Source organism: Butyrivibrio sp. WCE2006 (assembly GCF_000701985.1).
In the GTDB taxonomy this organism is placed as follows: Bacteria; Bacillota; Clostridia; order Lachnospirales; family Lachnospiraceae; genus Butyrivibrio.
The window spans coordinates 1-23,143 of sequence record NZ_JNKH01000005.1 but is presented as its reverse complement, the minus strand read 5'-3'; the positions used below and the strand labels follow the sequence as shown (position 1 = coordinate 23,143).

The following is a 23,143-nucleotide window of genomic DNA, read 5'->3' as shown; positions in this document are numbered from 1 at the left end:
CCTTGACCCTCCCATGCTTAGAAATATCATTTCCGGAAGTGTAATTATTTTATTATGAATAATTGTTTCAGAAAATGCTTTTTTAAACGTAATAAAAATACATATTTATCAAAAAAACATTCAAAATATATTGAGATACATGGTCTGTTTCTGATAAAATCTCTAAGCTTATGCTAATAAATTAGTATAATAAATGACACCACTAATAAAAAGTCAGTGGAATACGGATGTCTACCCAACAGAAGTGGTTCCGAAAAATGGTGTCAATTTTGGGGTTCTGCCCCAAAAACAATATGTAACTCGTAAATTTTAAGAAGAAAAGATTAACGTAAAAAAGAAAGAGGAACAAAATGAAGAAAAGAATTCTTACGGGGCTGATGGCCGTAGTTACGGCATTTACAGTGGCGGCTCCTATATGGGGGATAAAGGCTGAGGCGAAGTATGTAACCTCAATCCCACTATACCCCTGTTCTGCCGCTCAAGAAGCAGACCTCACTAACCGCACCCTAGCAGTTGCAAATTCTATAGCGAGCAGCGCAACTGGTGAAGCTAATGAAAAAGTAAAGTATTTCCATGACAAAATCTGCGAGATCACAACATACTCTAACACAGGCAACTATGACGAAGCTTACCCCACCGGAGTTTTTCTCTATGGCAAAGCCAAATGCATTGGATACTCATCAGCATTTAAGCTCTTATGCGACATTAGCGACATTCCATGCATGGAAGTATTTGGCAACATAAGAAGCGAAGGTCACGCCTGGAATATCGTTCAATTGCAAGATGGGCAATGGTATGAAGTTGATGTTACAAATGATGATGATCGTAACGGACAGGTTTGTACCTATGATTATTTCCTCGTAACAACTGAGCAAATATCAAAGCTCGGAAATACTCGCGGAAATAGTCGATTAGATACTCAACTTAATACTGGTGTCCCAATTGCATACGGAACGAAGTATGCCTATGAAGATCCAAATGTCAAAGAAGAAGATTATCAAAAAGACAACCATCTGGTTATCTCTGACAAAGAAACAAAAGCACAGTTTGCAATAAATACAAAAGAAGATACATGCCAGTTAATTAGATTTCCAAAAAAAGTAACAAAATATATTGTTCCGGACACAATTACCTATAAAGAACATGTCCTTACAGTGAATGGTATTTCCATTGATTCCCCTAGCAAAATCAAAGAACTGATAATAGGAAATAACATAAAAAGGATATATGCAGAATCATTTACCAAATGCAAATATTTAAAGAAAATTACGATAAAGTCAGAAATACTAAATTCGATTGGTAAAAATGCTTTTAAAGGCATTTCTAATAAAGCAGTAATAATGATGCCAAAAAATAAATTTAAAGAATACAAAAAAATACTTACAAAAAAATCAGGGATTCCCAAGACTGCAAAATATAAAAAGTTTTAATATAGGACAGGTCAATTATGACCTGTCCTATATTTTACTGATTCATAGCCATATCAATGTATACCTCACCTACATGAAACCATCCATCTGTACTTCCCGCAATCTTATTCTTACCTGTTGAATTTGGCCATACAGTAATCACCGCCGTATACTTAATATTCCCAACAACACGGTCAGCTTTATAAGTAAAGTGACTACCATCTGTCCACTCTCTCCAGGTATTACCATCCCCTATGCCCCTACTATCAAACAATTCATCAACAGGATTTTCAGGACCGTAATAAGCACAATATACCATTGCCTTTTGGGCAGTCTCTTTAGCTGATGCCGCCTGGCATAATACATCCTTACCATCTCCTTGTCCCCCAGCAGCATCGTCCCAGTTCCACTTTCCTTCGCTAGAGTCAATCTCATTTGATGCAGCTACACCATTCCAAATTGAAATTTTAGGAAGGCTCGCATGAATTTCAGCTACAGTATTTTTGGAACCGACTACCTTTCCTTGATCATACCCATCCTGAAAAACATTCTGAGCATTTACATGTTTTATATTATGAGACTCTCCAAGTTCTATATCTCTTTGACCACTCGGAATATCTACAGTCAGAGTATGTTTCATAGCAGTTGTATCAATATACCTAACCTTATGGTTTTCGCCAAGATCAACTACCTCAGCCGTATTGATATCTCTTTTCTCTGTATGTTTCATAGCCTCAGATATCTGAGTATTGAGCTGGTCTGTAGAAATTGCACCATCCCTGTATACACCCCATGCAGGATTAGGGTAAGAAACCTTTACGCCACCATTTTCAAGAGAAATCTGTATATCTTTAAAATTGTGAATAGGCATGGCATTCATGGCACCCTTAATTGATGCCGTACCCCCACCAGTCACATACTTTGCATCTGCATTAAGTTTAAGAAGCCCAAACCTGTTCCAAGTGTTTATAAGGTCTTTCCTGTTCTGCTCTGCCAGATTGTAGAGCCTTGTGTACTCGTTTTTAAGTTCTGTCTCATTTTTGTCTATGGTGTTAAGACTCTGGGAGAGCTTCTGGTAATCCATGAAGTCGTAAAAGACTTCCTTTGAACGTAAAAAACAGTGCCATAAAGCACTGTCTCTACAAAGATAATATTTTTTGTTGAAAAATGCTTGAATAAGCGTTAGAATCAAAATATCTAAGAGGTGGTGCAAACCCCTCGCGTATAATTGTAGACTAAAATAGCTGCCAATCTTTGCGGGAGGGGCAGCTATTTTACTCACTTCATCTTAGATATTTTGTAAGTGAGTCCTATGATTGCTACGATCAGCAATCCAAATTGGATCAAGTCTGACCATGATACCATAGGCAACTCCTTTCGATTCTCAAAAAGTCGAAGGGCTGCACCACCATAGATTATTATACAGATAGTTGACTGAATTACAACGATAATTGTATGTCGGAATATTGTATATTGCTCTTTTCATTAGTCGGTTTATTGGACGCTCTTCATTTTTTTATTTTTTGTTTAACAGTTAAACCGAATTAAACCGTTAAAAAATGCTTCTAAACCGCTTGGTTGAGCCATTTCTTATGATTATCTATTACGTTCGATTCCGCTACGAGCTACTGACTGTGTAAACAGCCCAACCCTAAAACTCCAGACGCTAAACGCGTTTCGGAGTTTTTTATTTTCTCTGAAAATCTTCAAATTCTCCCAGTTAAACCGGAGTTAAACTGAAGGGTTTCAAAGATGTTTATTTTAAGGGGAATTCTCGCGATAGATAAATCATGTTTAAAGAAAAAAATGCCATCTCTTCTATCAAAAAGGGATGGCATTCATTATCTGCTGGCGCTTATGTTCAGCATTTCTTCTGCTATAGTAACTAATCTTCAAGTTTATAGTTGGGATGTCGATATAATTCGGTGGCTGAGCCATTGGATATTTTTTCCTTTAACATCCAATAAATCCCTGTTCCCCTGAAACTTCGTTTCTTTTGAAAAAAAGTGACCACAACATATGTATCGTCTTCAGTTCTTTTTCTGATGAATATATAGGCTGTACTATTGTTATATTTTGCCTCTATAAAGAAATCCGCTTTTATAAGACTTCCAAATCCCTGTAGTTCATATATTCTTATGAAATCACTTGTATCCAAATACTTTTCCAGATATCTAAGTGTACTTACACGATCCTTGATGCTGTCACCATCATTGTTGACTGCCTTGTATTTCTTGCTCTTTGATAGCAGTTCATCCGTAATTGTCTTATTTATTATTGCAGAAATGACTTTGTTTGGGTCTTTCTCGATCTCTATATCATCAACATAGTGCAGACCTGCTGCATGTCTGAAATCAGCTTCCCGAAAATCTATTGTAATATCTTTCATCTTACGCTTTGAAGATACGACAAAGTGATATTTTATATCGAACAGCTTCTGAAAGTTTGCTGCACACTCATATATTACGTCCATTGTCCTCCTATCACTAATAAAAGCCTTGCTTACGCAAGGCTTTTATTAATGCAACTTTCTTTTCGCTTTCGCTAGATGGTCTATGGTAAGTTGCCACCTTTTACGAAGCCTCCGCAGTCACCGCATACCATCACGGGTTCTGGTTCACAGGCAATGAAAGCATTTTTACGAGTATGCTTCTCGAGAAGTCTCCTTCTATAATCATAATACAATTGACAGTCTTTGATGTCAATTAGTAAAAAACTATTCTTGGAATATCTTTTCTAAAATAAATAATACCATTTATTTAGACTTTTGTGTTGGCATATATGATTATTGTTTATATCTGATGTTTTTCAAGACGGTTTATTGGACGCTCTTCATTTTTTATTATTGTGTTTAACAGTTAAACCGAATTAAACCGTTCAAAATACTCATAAACCGCTTGGTTAAGCCATTTCTTATGATTATCTATCACGTTCGATTCTGCTACGAGCTATTGACTGTGTAAACAGCCCAACCCGAAACCCCAGATCACAACAGTGATTTGGGGATTTTTATTTCTACTGCTCTTTATGGATGCTTTACATTCCATTCGCGCACTTATCCTTCATCGACTCCCTCTGCGGATGATTTCCCAGCTCTCCTGTCAGTCTAGCCGCGTACTTATTCTTTTGGGACTGCCGCAAAGATATTTTATATATAATTAATAGTTTTTTCATCTTCACTTTAATAAAATTATTAGTGGAATATTTGTTTCTATCAAAAAGGTATTGAATGAAGATGTTATGGAGGGTACAAAATGGGTAAAGTTTTAAAAAATCTTATGCTCAAGTTTTTATCTTTGACACTTGTCTTTATTTTAACCGCAACGATGGTTAATCCCATCACGGTAGAAGCCAAAGTAAAAAAGAAAACATTAAAGTCCTTGCAAAGTTTCTCCAATGATGACCCGGTTTTTTTGGATAGTGTCGCATATAAAGTAGGTAGGGGCCATTACAGATTTAAGATTAGTAAAAGGACAAGTTCAGGAGCGTACGCATTTATCAAATTCATGGCTCCTGCAGATAAAGATTACTCATTCACCGTGAATAATGTTCACGCGAATAAAAAGAAAAATTATGCTAATGGATATTTCAATATACTTCAGAAGTTTCAACAAACTGACGGAATTGCTTACACTAATACAATTGCTTACAGCAATATATTTGGTACTCGTAACTACGCCCTGTCCAGGAAGAAAAGAAGAGTTGTCCTATCTTGCCATCGCGGAAATGTTTTTTATATAGAGTTTTATGTTTCTTCAAATAAATCCAAATATGTTCAGCTGGATTTCACCATTAAATAAGATTGTGGAATCCTCAGCAAAAAGATTGATCAGAAGTTATCATATAAAAAGGTGATCACAGTGATGTGACCACCTTTTTTGACTCTTTGTTTTCACTTCATAAAATCAAATATACTTATCTGATTTGATTCCGGTATATCTCCAAGAAGCCCCATCTGTGCCATTTTATCCACAACAGCCTGAGGGCACTTTGTGCGTTGTTTAAAGTCATCTCTTGATATGAACGGGCCGTCCTTAGCTGCTTCTACTATCTGGTCGGCAGCTTTTTCACCGAGTCCGTCTATGCTTACAAGGCTTGGCATTATCTTATCTCCAACTACCTGGAATGATCTGGAGGCAGCCTTGAAAATATCGATAGGAACAACTTCTATTCCACGCTCATACATTTCTTCGGCAAGACGCATGGCAGCCAGCTCATTTTGCTCAGCATTTGTCATGGCATCGCCTTTATTCCTGTACTCAGTCATCCACATATGCAGAGTACCCTCACCCTGGAACATATGCTCATAATTAAGGGCTTTTGCTCTAATCGAAAACCATGCACAATAAAAAGCCTGCGGCACATACACCTTGAAATATGCTATTCGCCACGCCATCATAACGTACGCTGCAGCATGGGCCTTAGGGAACATGTACTTAATCTTTTTGCAGGACCAGATGTACCAGTCAGGTACTCCCGCTGCTATCATGGCTTCTTCCATCTCAGGCTTAAGTCCTTTTCCCTTACGTACAGACTCCATGGTTTTGAAGGAAAGTGACTTATCCATACCCTTCTGAATCAGATAAATCATGATATCATCACGACAACAGATGCAGGTATCGATTGTGGCCTTACCTTCCTGTATAAGAGTCTGGGCATTGCCCAGCCATACGTCAGTACCGTGTGAAAGTCCTGAAATTCTTATCAGATGGGACAGAGAAGTGGGCTGAGCATCTATAACCATCTGCATAGCAAAGTCTGTTCCGAATTCAGGAAGTCCCAGACATCCAAGCTTTGTACCACCTATCTGATCAGGCTCTATATTTAGTGACTTGGTACTCATGAAAAGTTCCATAACATTATGGTCATCCAAAGGCACAGTCTTAGGATCAAGTCCTGTACAATCCTGAAGGAATCTAATCATGGTGGGATCATCGTGTCCCAGTATATCAAGCTTTAGCAGGTTATGGTCAATAGAGTGATAATCATAGTGCGTAGTAATTGTCGCTGTAGTCATATCATTCGCAGGGTGCTGAACGGGAGTAAATGAGTTTATATCCTCTCCCACCGGAAGAACGATGATTCCTCCGGGGTGCTGACCTGTACCTCTTCTTATTCCAATACACCCCTGAGTTATTCTGTCGATCTCACATCTTCTTTTTCCAACACCGAGTCCGTCATAATACTTTTTCACAAAACCATAAGCAGTTTTATCTGCAAGACCTGCTATGGTTCCGGCTCTGAAGGTCTGTCCATAACCAAAGATAACCTCAGTATATTTGTGAGCCTTGGACTGATACTCACCTGAGAAGTTAAGGTCAATATCAGGCTCCTTGTCTCCCTTAAATCCAAGGAAAGTCTCGAAAGGAATATCAAAGCCATCCTTATTCATCATATGTCCGCACTTGGGACATCTCTTATCAGGCATATCGCAGCCTGAATTTCCGCCGTATTTTAATACTTCCTCTGAATCAAAGTCACTGTACTTGCACTTAGGGCAAACGTAATGCGGAGAAAGCGAATTAACCTCTGTAATACCCGAAGCAAATGCCACAAAGGATGATCCTACTGATCCGCGGGATCCTACCAGGTATCCATCCTCGACGGATTTCCAAACCAGCTTCTGGGCAATAATATACATAACCGCGAATCCATTCTTGATGATTGAGTTAAGTTCTCTCTCAAGTCTCTCCTCAACTATTTCAGGAAGTGTTTCGCCGTATATTTCATGAGCCTTGTCATAACAGATCTTGGTAAGAATCTCATCACTGTTTTCAATGACAGGAGGACACTTATCCGGTCGCACGGGAGATATGCTGTCGCACATCTTAAGGATGTTTCTCGTATTTTCTATTACGACTTCCCTTGCCTTTGCGGCTCCGAGATAATCAAACTCCGAAAGCATCTCTGCAGTAGTTCTTACAAAAAGAGGCGCAGGCTCCTCATCAGCCATACCTTTTCCTGCCATGATAACAGTCCTGTAGATCTCATCATCAGGATTCAAAAAGTGAGCATCACAGGTAGCAACAACTGGCTTGTTGTACTGTTCACCAAGCTTAACTATCTTTTTATTGATTTCCCTGATATCATCATCTGAATTGATATCCTCATATTTTTCAGAGTCCACCATAAAATGGTTATTGGCAATCGGCTGAATTTCCAGGTAGTCATAGAAATTCACTATTTTAGCAATCTCGTCCTCTGCTCTTCCTTCTACCACCGCACCATAAAGCTCACCTGCACAGCAGGCAGATCCTATGATGAGACCTTCCCTGTACTTTATAAGTTCGCTCTTGGGAATTCTCGGGAATCTGCTAAAGTAGTCTACATGTGACTTACTTACAAGTGTATACAAATTAACTCTTCCCACTGTATTTTTTGCAAGAAGTATTATGTGATGGGTTCTAAGATGCTTAACAATCTCAGGATTTGATGCCCCAAGTGCGTTAACCTTAGTCAGATCATCAGCTCCTTCATCAGCCATCATAGGTATGAACTTCTGAAAAATCTTGGCTGTACATTCTGCGTCATCTACGGCTCTGTGATGATGTTCATTTACAACTCCGAGAGTTTTACACAGTGCATCCAGATTATGCTTAGCCTGTCTTGGGAAAAATGCTCTTGATAATCCCATAGTATCGACAGTTGTATAGTCTACATCTATTCCAAGCTGCTTACAGTTTTCATTGATAAAGCTTATATCAAAGCTTACATTGTGGCCCACCAGAATTGCGCCCTCGCAGAACTCTACGAATCTGGGTATTATCTCATCCCTGGTAGGACAGCCAATTACCATGTCATCGGTTATGCTTGTAAGTCTGGTAATCCTGAAAGGAATAGGTTCCTTAGGATCTATGAATTCGGAGAATCTGTCGATGATCTCTCCATCCTTCATTTTTACAGCACCAATCTCAATAATTTTATTGTTTACAGGTGAAAAGCCTGTAGTCTCGATATCAAATACAACAAAGGTAGAGCCTGCTATCTTCTGTCCCTTATTATTTATTACAATTTCTTTAAGGTCATCAACAAGATAACCCTCTACGCCCTGTATGACTTTAAAGAAATCCTGTCTGTCAGGATTCTTATCTCCGGCTTCCTTGCGCTTTGCCTTTTCATCCTTCCAAAGATCCTCCCAGGCATGATTGGCATCAGTCAGAGCCTGTACTACTCCGTGATCAGTTATGGCTATTCCCGGCATTCCCCATTTATATGCTTGTTTAACTATATCTTTTACTTCCGAAACGCCATCCATATCTGACATCTTGGTATGGCAGTGAAGCTCAACTCGCTTTACTTCCTCTTCATCTACCCTCTTGGTAGTAAAATCAGGTATTTTACGTATTCCTGCAACACTCTGTATGGTAACCTCATGGTCGAATTTATCTACCATGGCAATTCCGCGGACTTTAAGAAAGGCACCTTTCTTTATATCCTTTTCAAGCTCAGGTACGTTCTCCTGCTTTGAAAAGACCTTTACAGTGATTGTATCTGTAAAATCAGTCATGGAGAAAATCAGAATAGCTTTTTCATTTCTGATATCACGTCTCTCGTAATTGATTACCTGCCCTCTGACAGTAACCTCTCCCATCTCACCAACAATTTCTTCCATGTTGATGGTCTCATCTTCAAAATCTCTTCCGTAGATGATGTTGGGATCATCAGAGCGCTTGAAGCTGCCGGTTCCACCTTTTTTGAAAAACTTGCCGCCCTGTCCGAATTTACTTCCGCCTCCAAACTTACTTGTTCCTGCAGCCTGGGAGGGTTTCGCAGCAGGAGTTTTTGTCTCTTCCGCTTTCGTGCCTGTACCGGCAGCTGCCTTTTTCTTAGCAGCTTCTGCTTCTTTCTCCTTGTGCTTCTGCTCAGATTTCTCCTCCGCAGATTCAAGTCTCTTCGCAAGTTTGGCCGTTTCCTTGGAATAGTCTATTTCCTTCTTTTTAGAAACCGCTTCTTTGTATGAGACATTCATCGTCACCGCAAACCCGCAGCGTTCATTGAGTATTTTCTCAAAAATACGCTGAATGTCCTGAGATTTTTTCTCAGCAATAACAGACTCCTCAAGAATCAGCTCTACTCTGTCTGATTCCGGAAATGAGAAGTCTGCGGATTTTAAAATAGTGTATTCAATTGGATCATAGTTCTTGAATTCCAGCAGAATACTGTCTTTATACATCTCAAGAAGATTCTGAGGCGTATATTGGGCAGACAGGAAAAACCGCTCATAAATCTTGACAGTAAGATCTGTCTCTTTAAAGAGCTGCTTTTTTATTTCCTTCTCTGCCTTAATCACGTCCGCCTTTTCGATAAGGCGATTGCTGGATAAATAGATGCGTACGAGATCCTTTTTCTCAGTGGTGGAAATTTTCTCAACCTGCACGTCTGATAGTTCTTCTTTTGTGTGTTGGTCTAATTTTAGGGTCTGGAAGACCTCAAGAAATGGTTTTCTCATACTGCTCGCTTTCTAACTCAGTCGTTCCAGTGAACAAGCTCCTGCCTCAAGGCATCAATAAGCTCTGCTTCCGGAACTTTTCTTATTACTTCACCACGTTTTATAAGTAAGCCTTCGCCAATACCGCCTGCTACGCCGATATCTGCTTCTCTTGCCTCTCCGGGGCCATTAACTGCGCATCCCATAACTGCAACCTTGATATCAAGAGGGAATTCCTGCACCATCTTCTCAACATCATTTGCAAGTCCGATAAGATCAATTTTTGTTCTTCCACAGGTGGGACATGAAACAACCTCTATTCCCCCCTTGCGGAGTCCCAATGTCTTAAGGATCATCTTAGCGGTTCTTATTTCCTCTGTCGGATCACCTGAAAGTGACACTCTGATAGTATCTCCTATTCCTTCATTCAGGATGATACCAAGGCCTATTGAGGATTTGATATTACCACCGTACAAGGTTCCGGCTTCTGTTATTCCCACATGAAGAGGATAATTTGTCTTTTCTGCCAGTTTTTTATGGGCATCTACGCAGAGCATTACGTTTGATGACTTTATACTGATCACAAGGTTATCATAGCCGAATTCTTCAATGATATGCACCTTATCAAGAGCACTCTCAACAAGTCCATCAGCAGTAACTCCGCCATATTTTTCAAGCAGATCCTTTTCCAGAGATCCGCTGTTTACACCTACTCTTATGGGGATATTTCTTTCTTTTGCAGTCTTAACAACAGCTTCAATCCTGTCCTTCGAACCGATGTTACCGGGATTGATTCTTATTTTATCTGCCCCGTTTTCCATGGCTGCAATAGCCATCTTGTAATCAAAATGGATATCTGCCACGAGGGGGATATGAATTCTTTCCTTTATACTTTTTATGGCATCAGCTGCTTCCTGATTAGGAACAGTACAACGAACAATGTCACAGCCCGCTGCCTCAAGAGCAAGAATCTGCTCAACAGTTCTGTCAACATCCTCTGTGGGAGTGTTGGTCATGGACTGGATCATTATCGGATTACCGCCACCTATAACTTTATTTCCTATGTGAACAACCTTTGTATTATCTCTATATGCCATGGAATTTCCTTCCTTTAAAACAAATATTTTCTGATTATTGCATGAACTTGGAAACATCACTTATAACAACCACAACCATGAATGCCATAAGTGCAACCATACCTACAAGGTGTACCATTCCTTCTTTCTCCCTGGGAACCGGTTTGCCTCGTAATACTTCAATAAACTGGAAAACAAGTCTGCCTCCGTCCAGAGCAGGAAATGGTAACAAATTCATTACCCCAAGGTTCACTGACAAAAGCACCATAAGCTCAAGCATTGTAAATATAACTGTAGACGCCCCATACTGGCTTGCTGCTTCATATTGGTCATCAACAATTTTTACCATGCCGACCGGTCCTGAAACATCGCCAAGAGTCAGTCGTCCCTGTACAAGGAGAGCAAGGCTTCTATAGGTTGCCTTAAAATAATAGAGAAGATCATACCAGGCATAAGGAATAACCTTAAGTCCGGTGATTTTTTCATATTGTCCAAGATAAATGCCCATGTAGTAGCGATCATCTTCTTCGCTGTAGGTGGGCTTTAATTCTGCTCTTCTGATCTCGCCATCTCTCTCGTAGTCGATGTGCATAACACCGCCCTTACTGAACTGTGAGATAAGCATGATTTCAGATGAAAGATGTATTTTCTCACCATCCACTGCCACGATCAGGTCGCCTTCCTGCAGTCCTGCCTCAGCTCCTGCAGAATTACCTTCAGTAAATCCTTTGATAACAGGGAATGACCAGTTTGTGTTAGCTACTACAATAATCGCAATGATCATTGCTGTAATGAAATTAAAAAAAGGTCCTGCGAACAAAACTGCTATTCTCGCCCACACGTTGGCATTAGGAAATGATCTCTCATCATAGCCGTGGTCTTCACCATCGATGTCATCCTCGCCTTCAAATCTGCAGGCGCCTCCGATAGGGAGTAATCTGATGCTATAAAGTGTTTCGCCCTTTTGCTTCTTAAAAAGCACAGGTCCCATTCCGACAAAGAATTCCAAAACCCTTATATTATTGGCCTTGGCTATGAGAAAATGTCCAAGCTCATGGGTTGTAACAAGCACTCCGAAAATAATAAAAAACAATAACAAACTTACAATCATTATTTTACCTCTCTGAAGTATTATTTATTCTCCAGATACTCGTAAGTATCAGCTTCAGCCATAAGTATTTCTTCAAGATCAGGATTCTCAATCTTAGTGTGATGAGCCATAGCTGAGGAAATCATGTCGTAAATATCCAGGAATCGTATCTCTCTGTTTATGAACTTTCTTACTGCCATCTCGTTTGCTGCATTAAATACTGTAGGCATACTTCCGCCGGCTCTGGCAGCGTCATATGCAAGCTTAAGTCCTACAAATGTATCTGTGTCAGGCTTTTCAAAGGTCAGCTGTGAAACTTCAAAGAAGTCGAGCCTCTTTTCATTCATGGGCATTCTGTCCGGATAAAACAATGCATACTGTATCGGAAGCTTCATATCCGGTACTCCGAGCTGCGCCATCACCGCTCCGTCAACATACTGAACCATTGAATGTATTATGCTCTGAGGATGTACCACAACCTGTATCTGATCAAGGGACACATCAAAAAGCCACTTGGCTTCCATAACTTCAAGTCCCTTATTAACAAGTGATGCAGAATCTATAGTAACCTTAGGCCCCATATCCCAGTTAGGATGCTTTAATGCATCATCTACTGTCATCTCAGAAAGCTCTGCTCTCTTTTTTCCTCTGAATGGTCCGCCGGATGCAGTCAGAAGGATCTTCTCAAGCTTGTTTTTAGGTTCACCGTTCAAAGACTGAAAAATTGCACTATGCTCACTATCCACAGGTAATATGCTTACATTTTTCCTCTGAGCAAGAGGCATTATTATATGTCCTGCGGTAACAAGAGTCTCCTTATTTGCAAGTGCTATATCTTTTCCGCTCTCGATAGCTGCCATGGTAGGTCTTATGCCTATCATTCCGACTACTGCGGTAAGAACAGTATCAGCATCAGGCACCTGGGAAATCTCCACAAGTCCTTCCATTCCTGAAAAAATGCGAACCGGCATGTCAGCGAGCTTTATTTTCAGCTCTTTTGCAGCCTCTTCGTCATACATAGCCACATATTTCGGTCTGAATTCACGTACCTGCTGCTCAACTTTATCAACACTTTTATTAGCAGCAATACCAACAACCTTAAGCTCATCAGGATTAGCTCTGACTACATCAAGAGTCTGTGTTCCAATAGATCCTGTTGAACCAAGTAGAATAATCTTTCTTCCCATTACTAACCTCTTTACATATTACTCATTATTTTAGCCAGAAAATAAATCACCGGCGTGATGAAAATAACACTGTCAAATCTGTCCATTATTCCGCCGTGGCCCGGTATAAGATTACCGTAATCCTTTATTCCCTGGTCTCTCTTAATGCCTGAAGCGATAAGATCTCCGACCTGTGATAATGCCCCTGCGACAAAGGTAATCACTGCAAAAGTGGCGATGCTTGTACTTACCGGCAGATTAGTGTCTGCATAACTTGCATATACATAACCATAGATCACACCTGCAAGTACGCTTCCGGCGATTCCGCCTATAGCACCCTCTATGGTCTTTTTAGGTGATAAAACAGGACAGAGCTTATGTTTTCCTAGTGCTCTTCCCGTAAAATATGCAAATGTATCACATATCCATGCAATAAATGGAAGCCATGCCAGATACTTTCCCGTAGGAAATGATCTGAGTAAATAAATGAAGGACAGCATCATAGGCGCATAAATAAATGAAAAAACTGACCCTATCATCTGGTTTGCCTTATATTTGGGGTAGCTAAAGACAAACACAATACTCTCGGCAACAAAAAGTCCCATGATTACTGCCAGGAAAATGGCCATGTCAGCGCCCTTAATAATCAACAGAATATAGTGGATACATACTGCCAGTAAGCCAATGATCTCAGGCAGATTGGTCTTTTCATCAGCCGCTTTTACCGCAAGAGCCGATGTCAGTTCACGGTATCCCACAATCGATACAAAAAGTAAAACTCCCGCTGTAACATATCCGCCGCTTATAAGTGTCAATACAAGTAAAACTACCAGTACAGCTCCGCTTATTACTCTAGTTTTCATAGTTTTCCCCTTTTAGTAAGGATTATTTATTCTGAATCGTTCTTTAATCCGCCAAATTTGCGATTACGATTGCCATATGCATCAACGGCCTTCTGAAGCTCTGCCTCATCAAAATCAGGCCATGCAATATCTGTATAATAAAATTCCGTGTAAGCACACTGCCAAAGAAGGAAATTACTAAGGCGCTGCTCACCACATGTGCGAATCATGAGATCAGGATCCGGAAGATTTGCTGTGTCAAGGTTACGTGAGATCATATCTTCGGAAATATCTGAAGGATCTACTTTTCCATCAGCACAATCTGCTGCAATCTTTCTGACTGCTCTTACTATTTCATCCCTGCTTCCATAATTTATAGCAATCGTAAAGGTAAGTCCGGTATTACCTGCAGTTGCAGTCTCCAGCTCTTTTATCGCATCCTGGATATCTGCTGAAAGCTTACTGCGCTCACCTATAACCTGACAGCGAACGTTGTTTTTCATGGACTTCTTTATACTGCTCTTAAGATACTGTCTAAGTATCATCATAAGTGCAGAAACCTCTGTCTCAGGTCTGTTCCAGTTCTCTGTGGAAAAAGCATATACGGTGAGATACTTTATTCCCATATCTCTGGCTACTACAAGGATATCCTCTACAGCCTTAGCTCCCTGCTTGTGACCATAGTTTCTGGGTAAACCTTTTGCTTTTGCCCATCTTCCGTTACCGTCAAGAATAATTGCCACATGCTGCGGTATTTTTGTGTTCTCGTTCATATTTTGTCCTCATTAAGTACACTAGTGCTCAAAAGTAAGCAGAGCCTGTGCAATAACCCACAGGCTCTTAATATAATTCATAAAGGGATATACGGGTTCAAAACCTCGTAATTCAAATCTCTTTATACAGTCATTATTTCTTTGCTCTTTTCCTCAATTGCTTTATCAATTTTCTTCACAAACTGATCTGTAATCTTCTGAAGATCATCTTCCATCTCAGCAATCTCATCCTCAGAAACATCTGATCCCTTAAGCTTCTTAAAGGAATCATTGCCGTCACGGCGAATATTTCTTACAGCTACCTTGGCATCCTCACCCTTTTTCTTGATATCCTTTGCAAGCTGTTTTCTTCTTTCCTCAGTAAGCTCGGGGAAAATAAGTCTGATAACGCTTCCATCATTGCTGGGTGTAATTCCAATATCTGATGCAAGAATAGCTTTCTCGATATCCTTTATAAGGCTCTTGTCCCAAGGTGCAATCTGAATCATACGAGCTTCAGGTATTGAGACATTACCAACCTGCTGAAGAGGTGTGGGAGTTCCATAATAATCCACCTTAAGCTTATCAAGCACATGCGGATTGGCACGTCCTGCTCTTACAGCTGCCAGTTCCTGGGAAAGGAAATCAAAAGCTTTGTTCATTTTTTCTTCATAAGGCTTAACTTTTTCATTCATACACTCATCCTCCGGATTATAGTTTAAGCTGTTACGGTGGTACCGTTAAAATCTCCACTAGCTGCTTTTATTATACTATTTTCTTCCTGAAGTGCGAATACCCTCATGGGAATATGATTTTCTTTTACCATGATAGAAGCTGTCATATCCACTACCTGCAGGTTCTGAGCAACCACATCATCTATGCTGATAGTATCATAGCGCTTAGCATCAGGATTCTTAGCAGGATCACTGTCATAAACACCATCAATAGCCTTGGCAAGAAGCATGTAATCTGCTTCAATCTCAATTGCTCTGAGGGCTGCTCCTGTATCTGTTGAAAAGAACGGATGGCCTGTGCCGCCTGCAAAGAAGACAACCATTCCCTTCTCAAAGTACTTATTAGCTCTGTCCTTGGAAAAGAGTTTTGTAAATGATCCGCATTCAAAAGGTGTAAGGATATTTGTTTTCATTCCTACACTTCTGAAAATCTCTGATACATAAATGCAATTCATTACAGTTGCAAGCATACCGATCTGGTCTGCCTTAACGCGGTCAATACTCTCACTGGTACGGCCTCTCCAGAAATTACCACCGCCTATAACAATTCCTATTTCTGTACCTTTATCTACCAGTTCTTTTACCTGCAGTGCAACCCCGCGAACAGTCTCTTCGTGAAAACCTGTCTTGTTAGGGCCTGCAAGTGCCTCACCACTTAATTTTAAAAGTATTCTCATTATTTCTGTCCTTTAAGTCCATCGAAGAATGCAGAAGGATTAACCTCAGCGTAAGCCTGTGAGCAGTTACCTTCTATTACAGCACCATTGTTGATCTGTACTGACTGTGATTTGATATTACCCATTACGATTGCAGTTGTATCAAGTACAACAGGTCCGGGAACATCGATATCACCCTTTACAGCACCTGCGATAACCGCACTTGTCGCAAAGATATTACCAATAACTACTGTGCTCTGTCCAATCTTAACGCTTCCGTTACTTCTTACTTCTCCTGTAATTCTTGCTGCCTCAGCATAAATCTCAGCTGCTCTTGAATCGCCTTCTACCTCACCGGTTACATTGAGCTTGCCAAGACATGTAACATTACCTGTAACCTTACCAATCAGGTCAAGAGAACCTGTAGTCTCAAGATTACCAACAATTCTCATACCCTCGGTAATGCTGGCTGTTTCATCTGTAGGTGTCTGTTGCTGAATGTCCATTGTGTCAAATCCCCCATTATTATAATTTGCTACTGCACTTTCCTCATACACAGGTGCCTCCTCAGCCTTCCCCTTAGCGATAGATTCAATTGCGCTAAGTGATGCGGCAAGATCAGCAACTGTATCCTCCTCTTCATCCTCTTCCATAGCGATTGCCTCATAGGGCTCATCATCTTCTTCTGAATCATCTATGGAAACCGGCTCCGGTTCAGGTTCTTCCTCAGGCTCCTCAACCTTAGGCTCTTCCTTAACGGCTTTATTAAAAATAGCCGGCTCAGGTGTTACTACTGACTCCTCAACCCTTTTGGATTCTTCCTTCTCAACATTGTCTGTTGCCCCGCCTTCATCGAGCTTGATTTCATCAAGGTGATCGAGCATTTCATTCAGATCCTTCTTAACCTCAGCTTCAGTCTTAGGCTTTACTACAGCCTCTTCTTTAGCTTTTTCATTCAGGCTCTGTATTGATTCGCTATCCTCAGGCATGATTGTCTTTGCAGCCTGAGAGAGATCACTTTTCAGCTCTGAAAAAAATCCCATTTTTCTTTCCTCCGTTTCAAAATTACTGAGAATTGCTGATATGTTGAACCGGTAACGTATCATCCGTTATCGGAACTATCACTGTATTATCCATTGCCTGTATCTGTTCAATTATCTCAGGCAATGCCTCTACTGTCGCCTGCTTATCAGAAGCATCGTGCAGAAGAATTATTGATTCGTTATGCTTTGGAACCCCTGTCATAACATTGGCTACTATTATGTCTTTATCAATTCCCGCCCTGTCATCGCTGCTGGCAACATTCCAGTCATAAAAGTTTATCTGAGAAAGATCAAGATACTTCACCAGATCTGCCATAGGAACCTTGCTGACAGTATTAGAACTTCCTCCGGGAAATCTATAAAGCCTGGACCAGACTCCTGTAGTCTCATACAAAAAAGTCTGTAGCTTATGTAAATCAGCAGAGAAGCTGTCAAGTGACTCATACAACTCACTATATTTATGACTATAGGAATGCATTCCTATAGTGTGACCGCTTTCAGCAATACGCCTGTAAATCGCGGCGTACTCTTCACCCTCCTTGCCGGTCACAAAGAATGTAGCCTTAACTCCATATTGATCCAATATGTCCAGTATTGCGTTGGTAGAGGTACTTGGCCCGTCATCAAATGTTATATAAACCTTCCTGACGCCATCCCATTCATCCTGACCTGAAGCAATTCCCGCACCGGCTGATGTAGCCCCGGCCTGTAAAGTTCCGGATTCTGCTGAACCTCCGCTAACCTGTGACACTTCTATATCATCAGGATCTTCCTGTCCGCGTTCCAAATCTGCTTCATCCAGATCAGTCCACTGAAGTTGATCGGCCTCTACAGTATCTGCGTCAGCCAATACAGCATCTCCAAAGCGCTCCTCATACCAGGCCATCTCTGTTTTAGCTTTTTCAAGAATCCTCTCACTGCGATTCAGATGAATTGCCAGAATTATGCATATGATGGTGGGAATAAGGCATGAAGCTGCAATGGATATAAGAATCAGTCTTCTTAAAAAGCGGATTCTTTTGGAACGATCCACTAAAGAGCCCTGACCCTCCGTGTTCGCCATCATATTCATTACCACATTTCCAACTTGCTATCATGTCTAATCGACATCCGGCCAATTACATAGCCACAAAAGATTATAACATATTATAAGAAGTACAAAAAGGAAAAATTGATGTCATCTCTTGTCAATCCTCAAAATTCACTAAATATTCATGAAAAATTTTGGATGCCAAAAAAGCCTCAATATATAGAATTTTAAGATTTACTTTATCAGATATTTATTCTCATTTGTTATCCTAATTACACCATAAAATACCCGGAGGAACATAGGTATGAAAAAGATATTAAGTTTCGTTATTTCAATTACAACAGCTATGATTTTTGTTGCAAGTTCTGCAACAGTTTCCAATGCAAAAACAGGTGAAAATGACATTAAAATCACAGATGAATATGAAATAGCAGATGCTGATGGTCTTCATACCAGATATGTCATCATAGCCACCAACAATTCTGACAAGGATCTGGAAGTCTCTGCATTTTTCAGTGCAGTTACTTCTTACGGTGACGCTATTAAAACTGTCTCAGACTGTGAAAACACAGTTAAGGCAGGCCAGTCTTTCATGCTTTACGGTCAGTTCAAAAATCGTGATATAGAAGATGCTGCAGATTTTTCCTATACTCTGGAATCCGAAATTACTGAAAATTGCAGATATGACTCTGTTGACATTGATGTTCAGAAAAACGTCGACAACTCCCTTTCCGTAACGGGAATCAACAATACATCAGAGGATGTCAGCTGTGTAAATGTAAGAACAGTATTCTTTAAGAATGGCTCACCTGTAGCTTTTGATACTGTTAATTTAGGTGACAGCGCTTTCTCACTCCAGGGCGAAGGCTCTAATACCCAGGAACTTGGCATGCTGCTTGAGAATTATGATGACTATCTCTTAACCTACTCTGTTGCAGGTGACATGTAATACGATGTTTTTTAATAAAAAGCAGAAAAAGATTTCAGGAAACAGGCAGCACTATTAGCGCACCATTTTCCAACTAATCATTATATAAAAAGTCAGCTCCCCCTTTAGTCAAAAAGGTGGGAGCTTATTTAAATTTAATACTTAGTCCATCTTGTTTTAGTAATCAACTTTCATAAGGCAAAGTCCCTGAGGCGGTGCTGTGGGACCGGCTTTTTGTCTGTCAGTAGCCTCAATGATATCTTTAAGCTCTTCAGGCTTAATGTTTCCATATCCAACTTCCAGAAGCGTCCCTGTCATGATTCTGACCATGTTCTGTAAGAAACCATTCCCATGAAAATATAATCTGATCTGTGGTCCGCTCTCTTCTATTCTGATATTGTCCACACATCTTACCGTGGACTTCTTCATTTTCGTGTTGCCGCAAAAACTCTTAAAATCATGGGTTCCGATTATGTACTCGGCAGCTTTTCTCATCAGCTCGATATCAGGCTTTTGTTCAAGCACAGTGACATACTTCCTGTCAAAGACCGGCTTTGAATTACCGTAATAACAAGTATATCTATATGTTTTTCCAATAGCATTGTATCTGCTGTGGAATCTTTCAGCACATATTCTCACATCATTTATGCTGATATCCTCCGGAAGATACTGGTTCATATAGCTTTGAATTTCTTCTTCACTTAGCGTAGTATCAAGCATGGCGTTAGCTGTCATGGCTCTTGCATGGACTCCGGCGTCAGTCCTTCCTGCACCTATAACCTGAACTGACTCACCTTCAGGAAGCCCAACCATTCTGCTAAGAACACTTTCGAGTTTTCCCTGAATTGTCATTTCCTTGTTAGGCTGCCTCTCCCAACCAAAGAAACGTGTTCCATCATAACTCAGTGTAAATTTATAATTTCTTTTCATTACTAATTCTCCAAAATCTTGCGATGAGGTTTTTGTCGGTGCTCTGCTCAAGCAAGTTCCACTAAACTCGATAATACCTCGCTAAGTGGACTTGCATGGCTCGCACTATGCTCGATAATACCTCGCTAAGTGCTCTGCTCAAATTAAAATCGGATGTTTCCATCCGATTTCAAAAATTATTTTTTAAGCTGTTCTCTGATTGCAGCAAGAAGCTCGTCATAGTTTTCAAAAGCAGGGAACTGAGGATAATCCTTTTTGATCTGCTCGGTTGTTCTAAACAGGTATCCTGCCTTACTTGCCTCAATCATTCCAAGATCGTTAAAGCTGTCACCACTTGCGATAGTGTCAAGTCCTATGCTCTGGAAAGCTTTTACTGTAGTGAGCTTACCCTTTTCGCAGCGAAGTTTAAAGCCTGTGATTTCTCCATTGTCTGCAACTTCAAGTGTATTGCAGAATATTGTAGGCCAGCCAAGCTTTTTCATAAGAGGTGTTGCAAACTGTGTGAATGTATCACTCAGAATAACTACCTGTGTTATTTCTCTAAGCTGATCCAGGAATTCCTTTGCGCCCGGCAAGGGATCAATAGTTGCTATTGTATCCTGTATTTCTTTAAGTCCAAGTCCATGTTCCTTAAGAATATCAATTCTAAACTTCATGAGCTTATCATAATCAGGCTCATCTCTGGTAGTTCTCTTAAGCTCAGGTATTCCGGTTGCCTCCGCGAATGCAATCCAAATCTCAGGAACAAGAACGCCTTCAAGGTCCAAACAGGTAACGTACATCTTTTCATCCTCCTCGTACTTATGCATTGGTACGATTACTCCGTAATCCTACCCTCTCGGTCGGAACCATTCAAAATCATGTCTTCGACATGACGGTTCCCCTTACATGTTAACAAATTAGTAGTAGTTTAACATATTTTCAATAAATTAGAAGAGGAAATCAGCACTTTTCCCACGTCATTCCATTAAATTGAGTATATTTTCTGCTTTCTTCCATAGGCTGAGGTTTTCCAAAATGATACCCCTGCGCCTTATCGCACCCTATTGTTTTAAGAAACTCAAAATGTTCCTCTGTTTCAACACCCTCAGTCAAAGTGATATGTCCCATACTGTGGGCTGCCTGAACTATGAATCCAAGAACCGCTCCTGATCTGGGATTCTTATCATATTGCCTAAGGAATGCAAGATCTAATTTCAATGTATCGAATCGATAATTTAAAATAGTTGTAAGTGATGAATAACCGCTTCCGAAATCATCGATCCACACCTGATATCCAAGGCTTCTGAACTGATCAATTTCTCTTTTTATGGTTGCATCATCTTCGTTAAGTGCGCTCTCCGTTATCTCTATATCAAGCATATTTATTGGCATATTCACTTTTTTTCTGCAATTTTCAACTTCATCTATTACGTTGCAGAGATTAAAGTCCAGCCTTGAGAGGTTTATGGACACAGGAACCAGCATTTCTCCCCTCTTTCTTAGAGAGGCATAGTCCTCACAAACTTTCTTTACCACAAACATATCAAGTTTATGGATTTGTCTGTGTTCTTCAAGAATTTCAATAAAGGATCCGGGTGATATCAACCCTTTTTCCGGATCTTTCCATCTGGCCAGAGCTTCATACCCACAAATTTGTCCGGTTTTGGTCCTGATTACCGGCTGATAGAAGACCTTGATATTTTCATTTTCAACAGCCGAATCTATATTATCCAGGACAAACTGCTGCATTTGAAGCTTTGTATGAATGTCCTCATTATAGAAGGCATAAGGTATGTCATACCTTGTTTTTATACTTCTGCAGGCAAGTCTTGCATGGTCACAGGCAAGTCCTATGTCATTGCAGTTACTTTCAACTTTATATATTCCTGCCTTTATCTCAAGCTTTGCTCCTACCACAAGCTTCGCCACATCATCATGTATCTTTGAGACTATCGCCTCAACTTCTCTTGATACAGTACATACCACAAAGTGATCCTCAGAGAATCTCGCGACCATTCTCTCAAGAAAAGAATGCCATAACAGTCTTGCTATATCGTATAAAAGCTCATCGCCTTTTTTGAATCCATATTTTTCATTAAAAAGCTTAAAATGATTAAGATCAAAATATATGACTGATATGCCCTGTCTTCTGAATTCCCCGTCCATCATTTTTTCCTGGACAACCTTGTAAAAATGGGCCTGATTCCACATGCCGGTGACGGAATCCATTTCCTGATTCATCTCCAGCACCTGTGATTCAGCATAACTGTTTTTATTGTTGTTATAATATTCATTCTGGTCTATATCAACTATGTAAACATAGTAATAGCTAACCCCGTCATCTCCGTGAACCAGATGACCAAAATCCTCCACATACCTGATGTTGCCCTTCCTGGTCCTTATCCTGTAGCGGACATAATCATGGCGCATGGCTCCAAAAACTGTCTGTTTACTGATATTCCCCTGGGTAAGGTCATAGTCCTCGGGATAAACCATTCCGCAAAAACAGTTACCTACATGTTCTCTGAATTCATCCATGGATTCACATTCATATAGCTTTATGATGTTTTCGTCCGCAAAGACAATCTCACCATTTCCTTCTGCATAATATATGAAAAAGCCCCCCGGAACCCCACTCGGAATGAATCCCATATCTATTTTGGGGTTTCTTTTAATAGTTTTTCTTGTCCTGTCCTCCATAAATCCCCCTCTTGAAATTCACCGGTAAAATATCAGCATCGTTACTGTTCACACCTTATTGTGCTCACAGCAACGGGATTTGCCCATTCCAGTTGCCTTCGGCAAGAGGACAAATCCAATATTAAAATCTTTAAACATTCTCAAACTCAGCACAATAAGTGCGCAGAGCTGTGTTAACAGTAACTATATATATCCACTATGTTATAATTTTAACTTATGTTTTAGATAAAATCATAAATAGCTTATAAAATTATAATAAAAAGAATGTCACCTGCAGGATTTCATGACTTTTTGTGGGCAAAAGCGGAAATCGCCCACAAAAATCCTGCCTTCGGCAGGACACGCCCCTCGCTTCGCGAGGACCTGGTCCAATACGA

18 protein-coding genes are annotated in these 23,143 nt (G+C 40.3%); 3 read left to right on the top strand and 15 right to left on the bottom strand.

The features are described from left to right. Positions 1-350: 350 nt before the first annotated feature. Complete coding sequence (locus T501_RS05085; protein WP_044913691.1) at positions 351-1,430, top strand: transglutaminase domain-containing protein; 1,080 nt, start codon at positions 351-353, stop codon at positions 1,428-1,430. A 34-nt stretch (positions 1,431-1,464) separates the two neighbouring features. Here the strand turns inward: T501_RS05085 and T501_RS05080 are convergent, their stop codons facing one another. Together T501_RS05080 and T501_RS05075 are read right to left on the bottom strand one after the other, a co-directional pair. Next, positions 1,465-2,493: a hypothetical protein gene (locus T501_RS05080; protein WP_044913690.1), complete on the bottom strand. Its 1,029-nt coding sequence runs from the start codon at positions 2,491-2,493 to the stop codon at positions 1,465-1,467. An 801-nt stretch (positions 2,494-3,294) separates the two neighbouring features. After that, positions 3,295-3,882, bottom strand: a complete 588-nt coding sequence (locus T501_RS05075) for a PBECR4 domain-containing protein (protein WP_044913689.1) — start codon at positions 3,880-3,882, stop codon at positions 3,295-3,297. Between the two features lie 781 nt (positions 3,883-4,663). On the opposite strand from T501_RS05075, the gene T501_RS05070 reads away from it, so the two are divergent. Then, positions 4,664-5,209: a hypothetical protein gene (locus tag T501_RS05070; protein WP_044913687.1), complete on the top strand. Its 546-nt coding sequence runs from the start codon at positions 4,664-4,666 to the stop codon at positions 5,207-5,209. Positions 5,210-5,301: 92 nt separating this feature from the next. On the opposite strand, the gene T501_RS05065 is transcribed toward T501_RS05070, so the two are convergent. The 10 genes from T501_RS05065 to T501_RS05020 all read right to left on the bottom strand — a co-directional run bounded on the left by T501_RS05065 (position 5,302) and on the right by T501_RS05020 (position 18,262). Then, entirely contained in the window at positions 5,302-9,858 is a 4,557-nt protein-coding gene (locus T501_RS05065) for a PolC-type DNA polymerase III (RefSeq protein ID WP_026510789.1), read from the bottom strand. Between the two features lie 17 nt (positions 9,859-9,875). After that, positions 9,876-10,934, bottom strand: a complete 1,059-nt coding sequence (ispG, locus tag T501_RS05060) for a flavodoxin-dependent (E)-4-hydroxy-3-methylbut-2-enyl-diphosphate synthase (protein ID WP_026510788.1) — start codon at positions 10,932-10,934, stop codon at positions 9,876-9,878. Between the two features lie 34 nt (positions 10,935-10,968). Next, a complete protein-coding gene (locus T501_RS05055; RefSeq protein ID WP_026510787.1) occupies positions 10,969-12,024 on the bottom strand; it encodes a M50 family metallopeptidase in 1,056 nt (351 codons plus the stop codon). Between the two features lie 20 nt (positions 12,025-12,044). Next, positions 12,045-13,190: a 1-deoxy-D-xylulose-5-phosphate reductoisomerase gene (locus T501_RS05050; RefSeq protein ID WP_026510786.1), complete on the bottom strand. Its 1,146-nt coding sequence runs from the start codon at positions 13,188-13,190 to the stop codon at positions 12,045-12,047. Between the two features lie 11 nt (positions 13,191-13,201). Then, positions 13,202-14,032 carry a phosphatidate cytidylyltransferase gene (locus tag T501_RS05045; protein WP_044913686.1) on the bottom strand — a complete coding sequence of 277 codons (831 nt, stop codon included), beginning with the start codon at positions 14,030-14,032 and terminating at the stop codon, positions 13,202-13,204. 26 nt (positions 14,033-14,058) lie between these two features. Beyond that, positions 14,059-14,784, bottom strand: coding sequence for an isoprenyl transferase (locus T501_RS05040; RefSeq protein ID WP_026510784.1), 726 nt, complete (start codon positions 14,782-14,784; stop codon positions 14,059-14,061). 122 nt (positions 14,785-14,906) lie between these two features. Continuing rightward, positions 14,907-15,458: a ribosome recycling factor gene (frr, locus tag T501_RS05035; protein ID WP_026510783.1), complete on the bottom strand. Its 552-nt coding sequence runs from the start codon at positions 15,456-15,458 to the stop codon at positions 14,907-14,909. 23 nt (positions 15,459-15,481) lie between these two features. Next, positions 15,482-16,174, bottom strand: coding sequence for a UMP kinase (gene pyrH, locus T501_RS05030; RefSeq protein ID WP_044913684.1), 693 nt, complete (start codon positions 16,172-16,174; stop codon positions 15,482-15,484). Continuing rightward, positions 16,174-17,196, bottom strand: coding sequence for a polymer-forming cytoskeletal protein (locus T501_RS22035; RefSeq protein WP_044913682.1), 1,023 nt, complete (start codon positions 17,194-17,196; stop codon positions 16,174-16,176). Before T501_RS22035 ends, pyrH begins: the two co-directional genes overlap by 1 nt. Positions 17,197-17,218: 22 nt before the next feature. Next, positions 17,219-18,262 (bottom strand): polysaccharide deacetylase family protein, encoded by a 1,044-nt coding sequence (locus tag T501_RS05020; RefSeq protein WP_044913681.1) that lies wholly within the window; start codon positions 18,260-18,262, stop codon positions 17,219-17,221. Between the two features lie 268 nt (positions 18,263-18,530). Between T501_RS05020 and T501_RS05015 the strand changes: the two genes are divergently transcribed. Continuing rightward, positions 18,531-19,175, top strand: a complete 645-nt coding sequence (locus T501_RS05015) for a hypothetical protein (RefSeq protein ID WP_044913679.1) — start codon at positions 18,531-18,533, stop codon at positions 19,173-19,175. A 156-nt stretch (positions 19,176-19,331) separates the two neighbouring features. Here the strand turns inward: T501_RS05015 and truA are convergent, their stop codons facing one another. The 3 genes from truA to T501_RS05000 all read right to left on the bottom strand — a co-directional run bounded on the left by truA (position 19,332) and on the right by T501_RS05000 (position 22,766). Continuing rightward, positions 19,332-20,084 (bottom strand): tRNA pseudouridine(38-40) synthase TruA, encoded by a 753-nt coding sequence (gene truA, locus T501_RS05010; RefSeq protein ID WP_044913678.1) that lies wholly within the window; start codon positions 20,082-20,084, stop codon positions 19,332-19,334. A gap of 176 nt (positions 20,085-20,260) precedes the next feature. Further along, positions 20,261-20,866, bottom strand: a complete 606-nt coding sequence (gene thrH, locus T501_RS05005; RefSeq protein WP_044913677.1) for a bifunctional phosphoserine phosphatase/homoserine phosphotransferase ThrH — start codon at positions 20,864-20,866, stop codon at positions 20,261-20,263. 160 nt (positions 20,867-21,026) lie between these two features. Then, a complete protein-coding gene (locus T501_RS05000; protein ID WP_050008147.1) occupies positions 21,027-22,766 on the bottom strand; it encodes a sensor domain-containing protein in 1,740 nt (579 codons plus the stop codon). Positions 22,767-23,143: the final 377 nt, after the last annotated feature.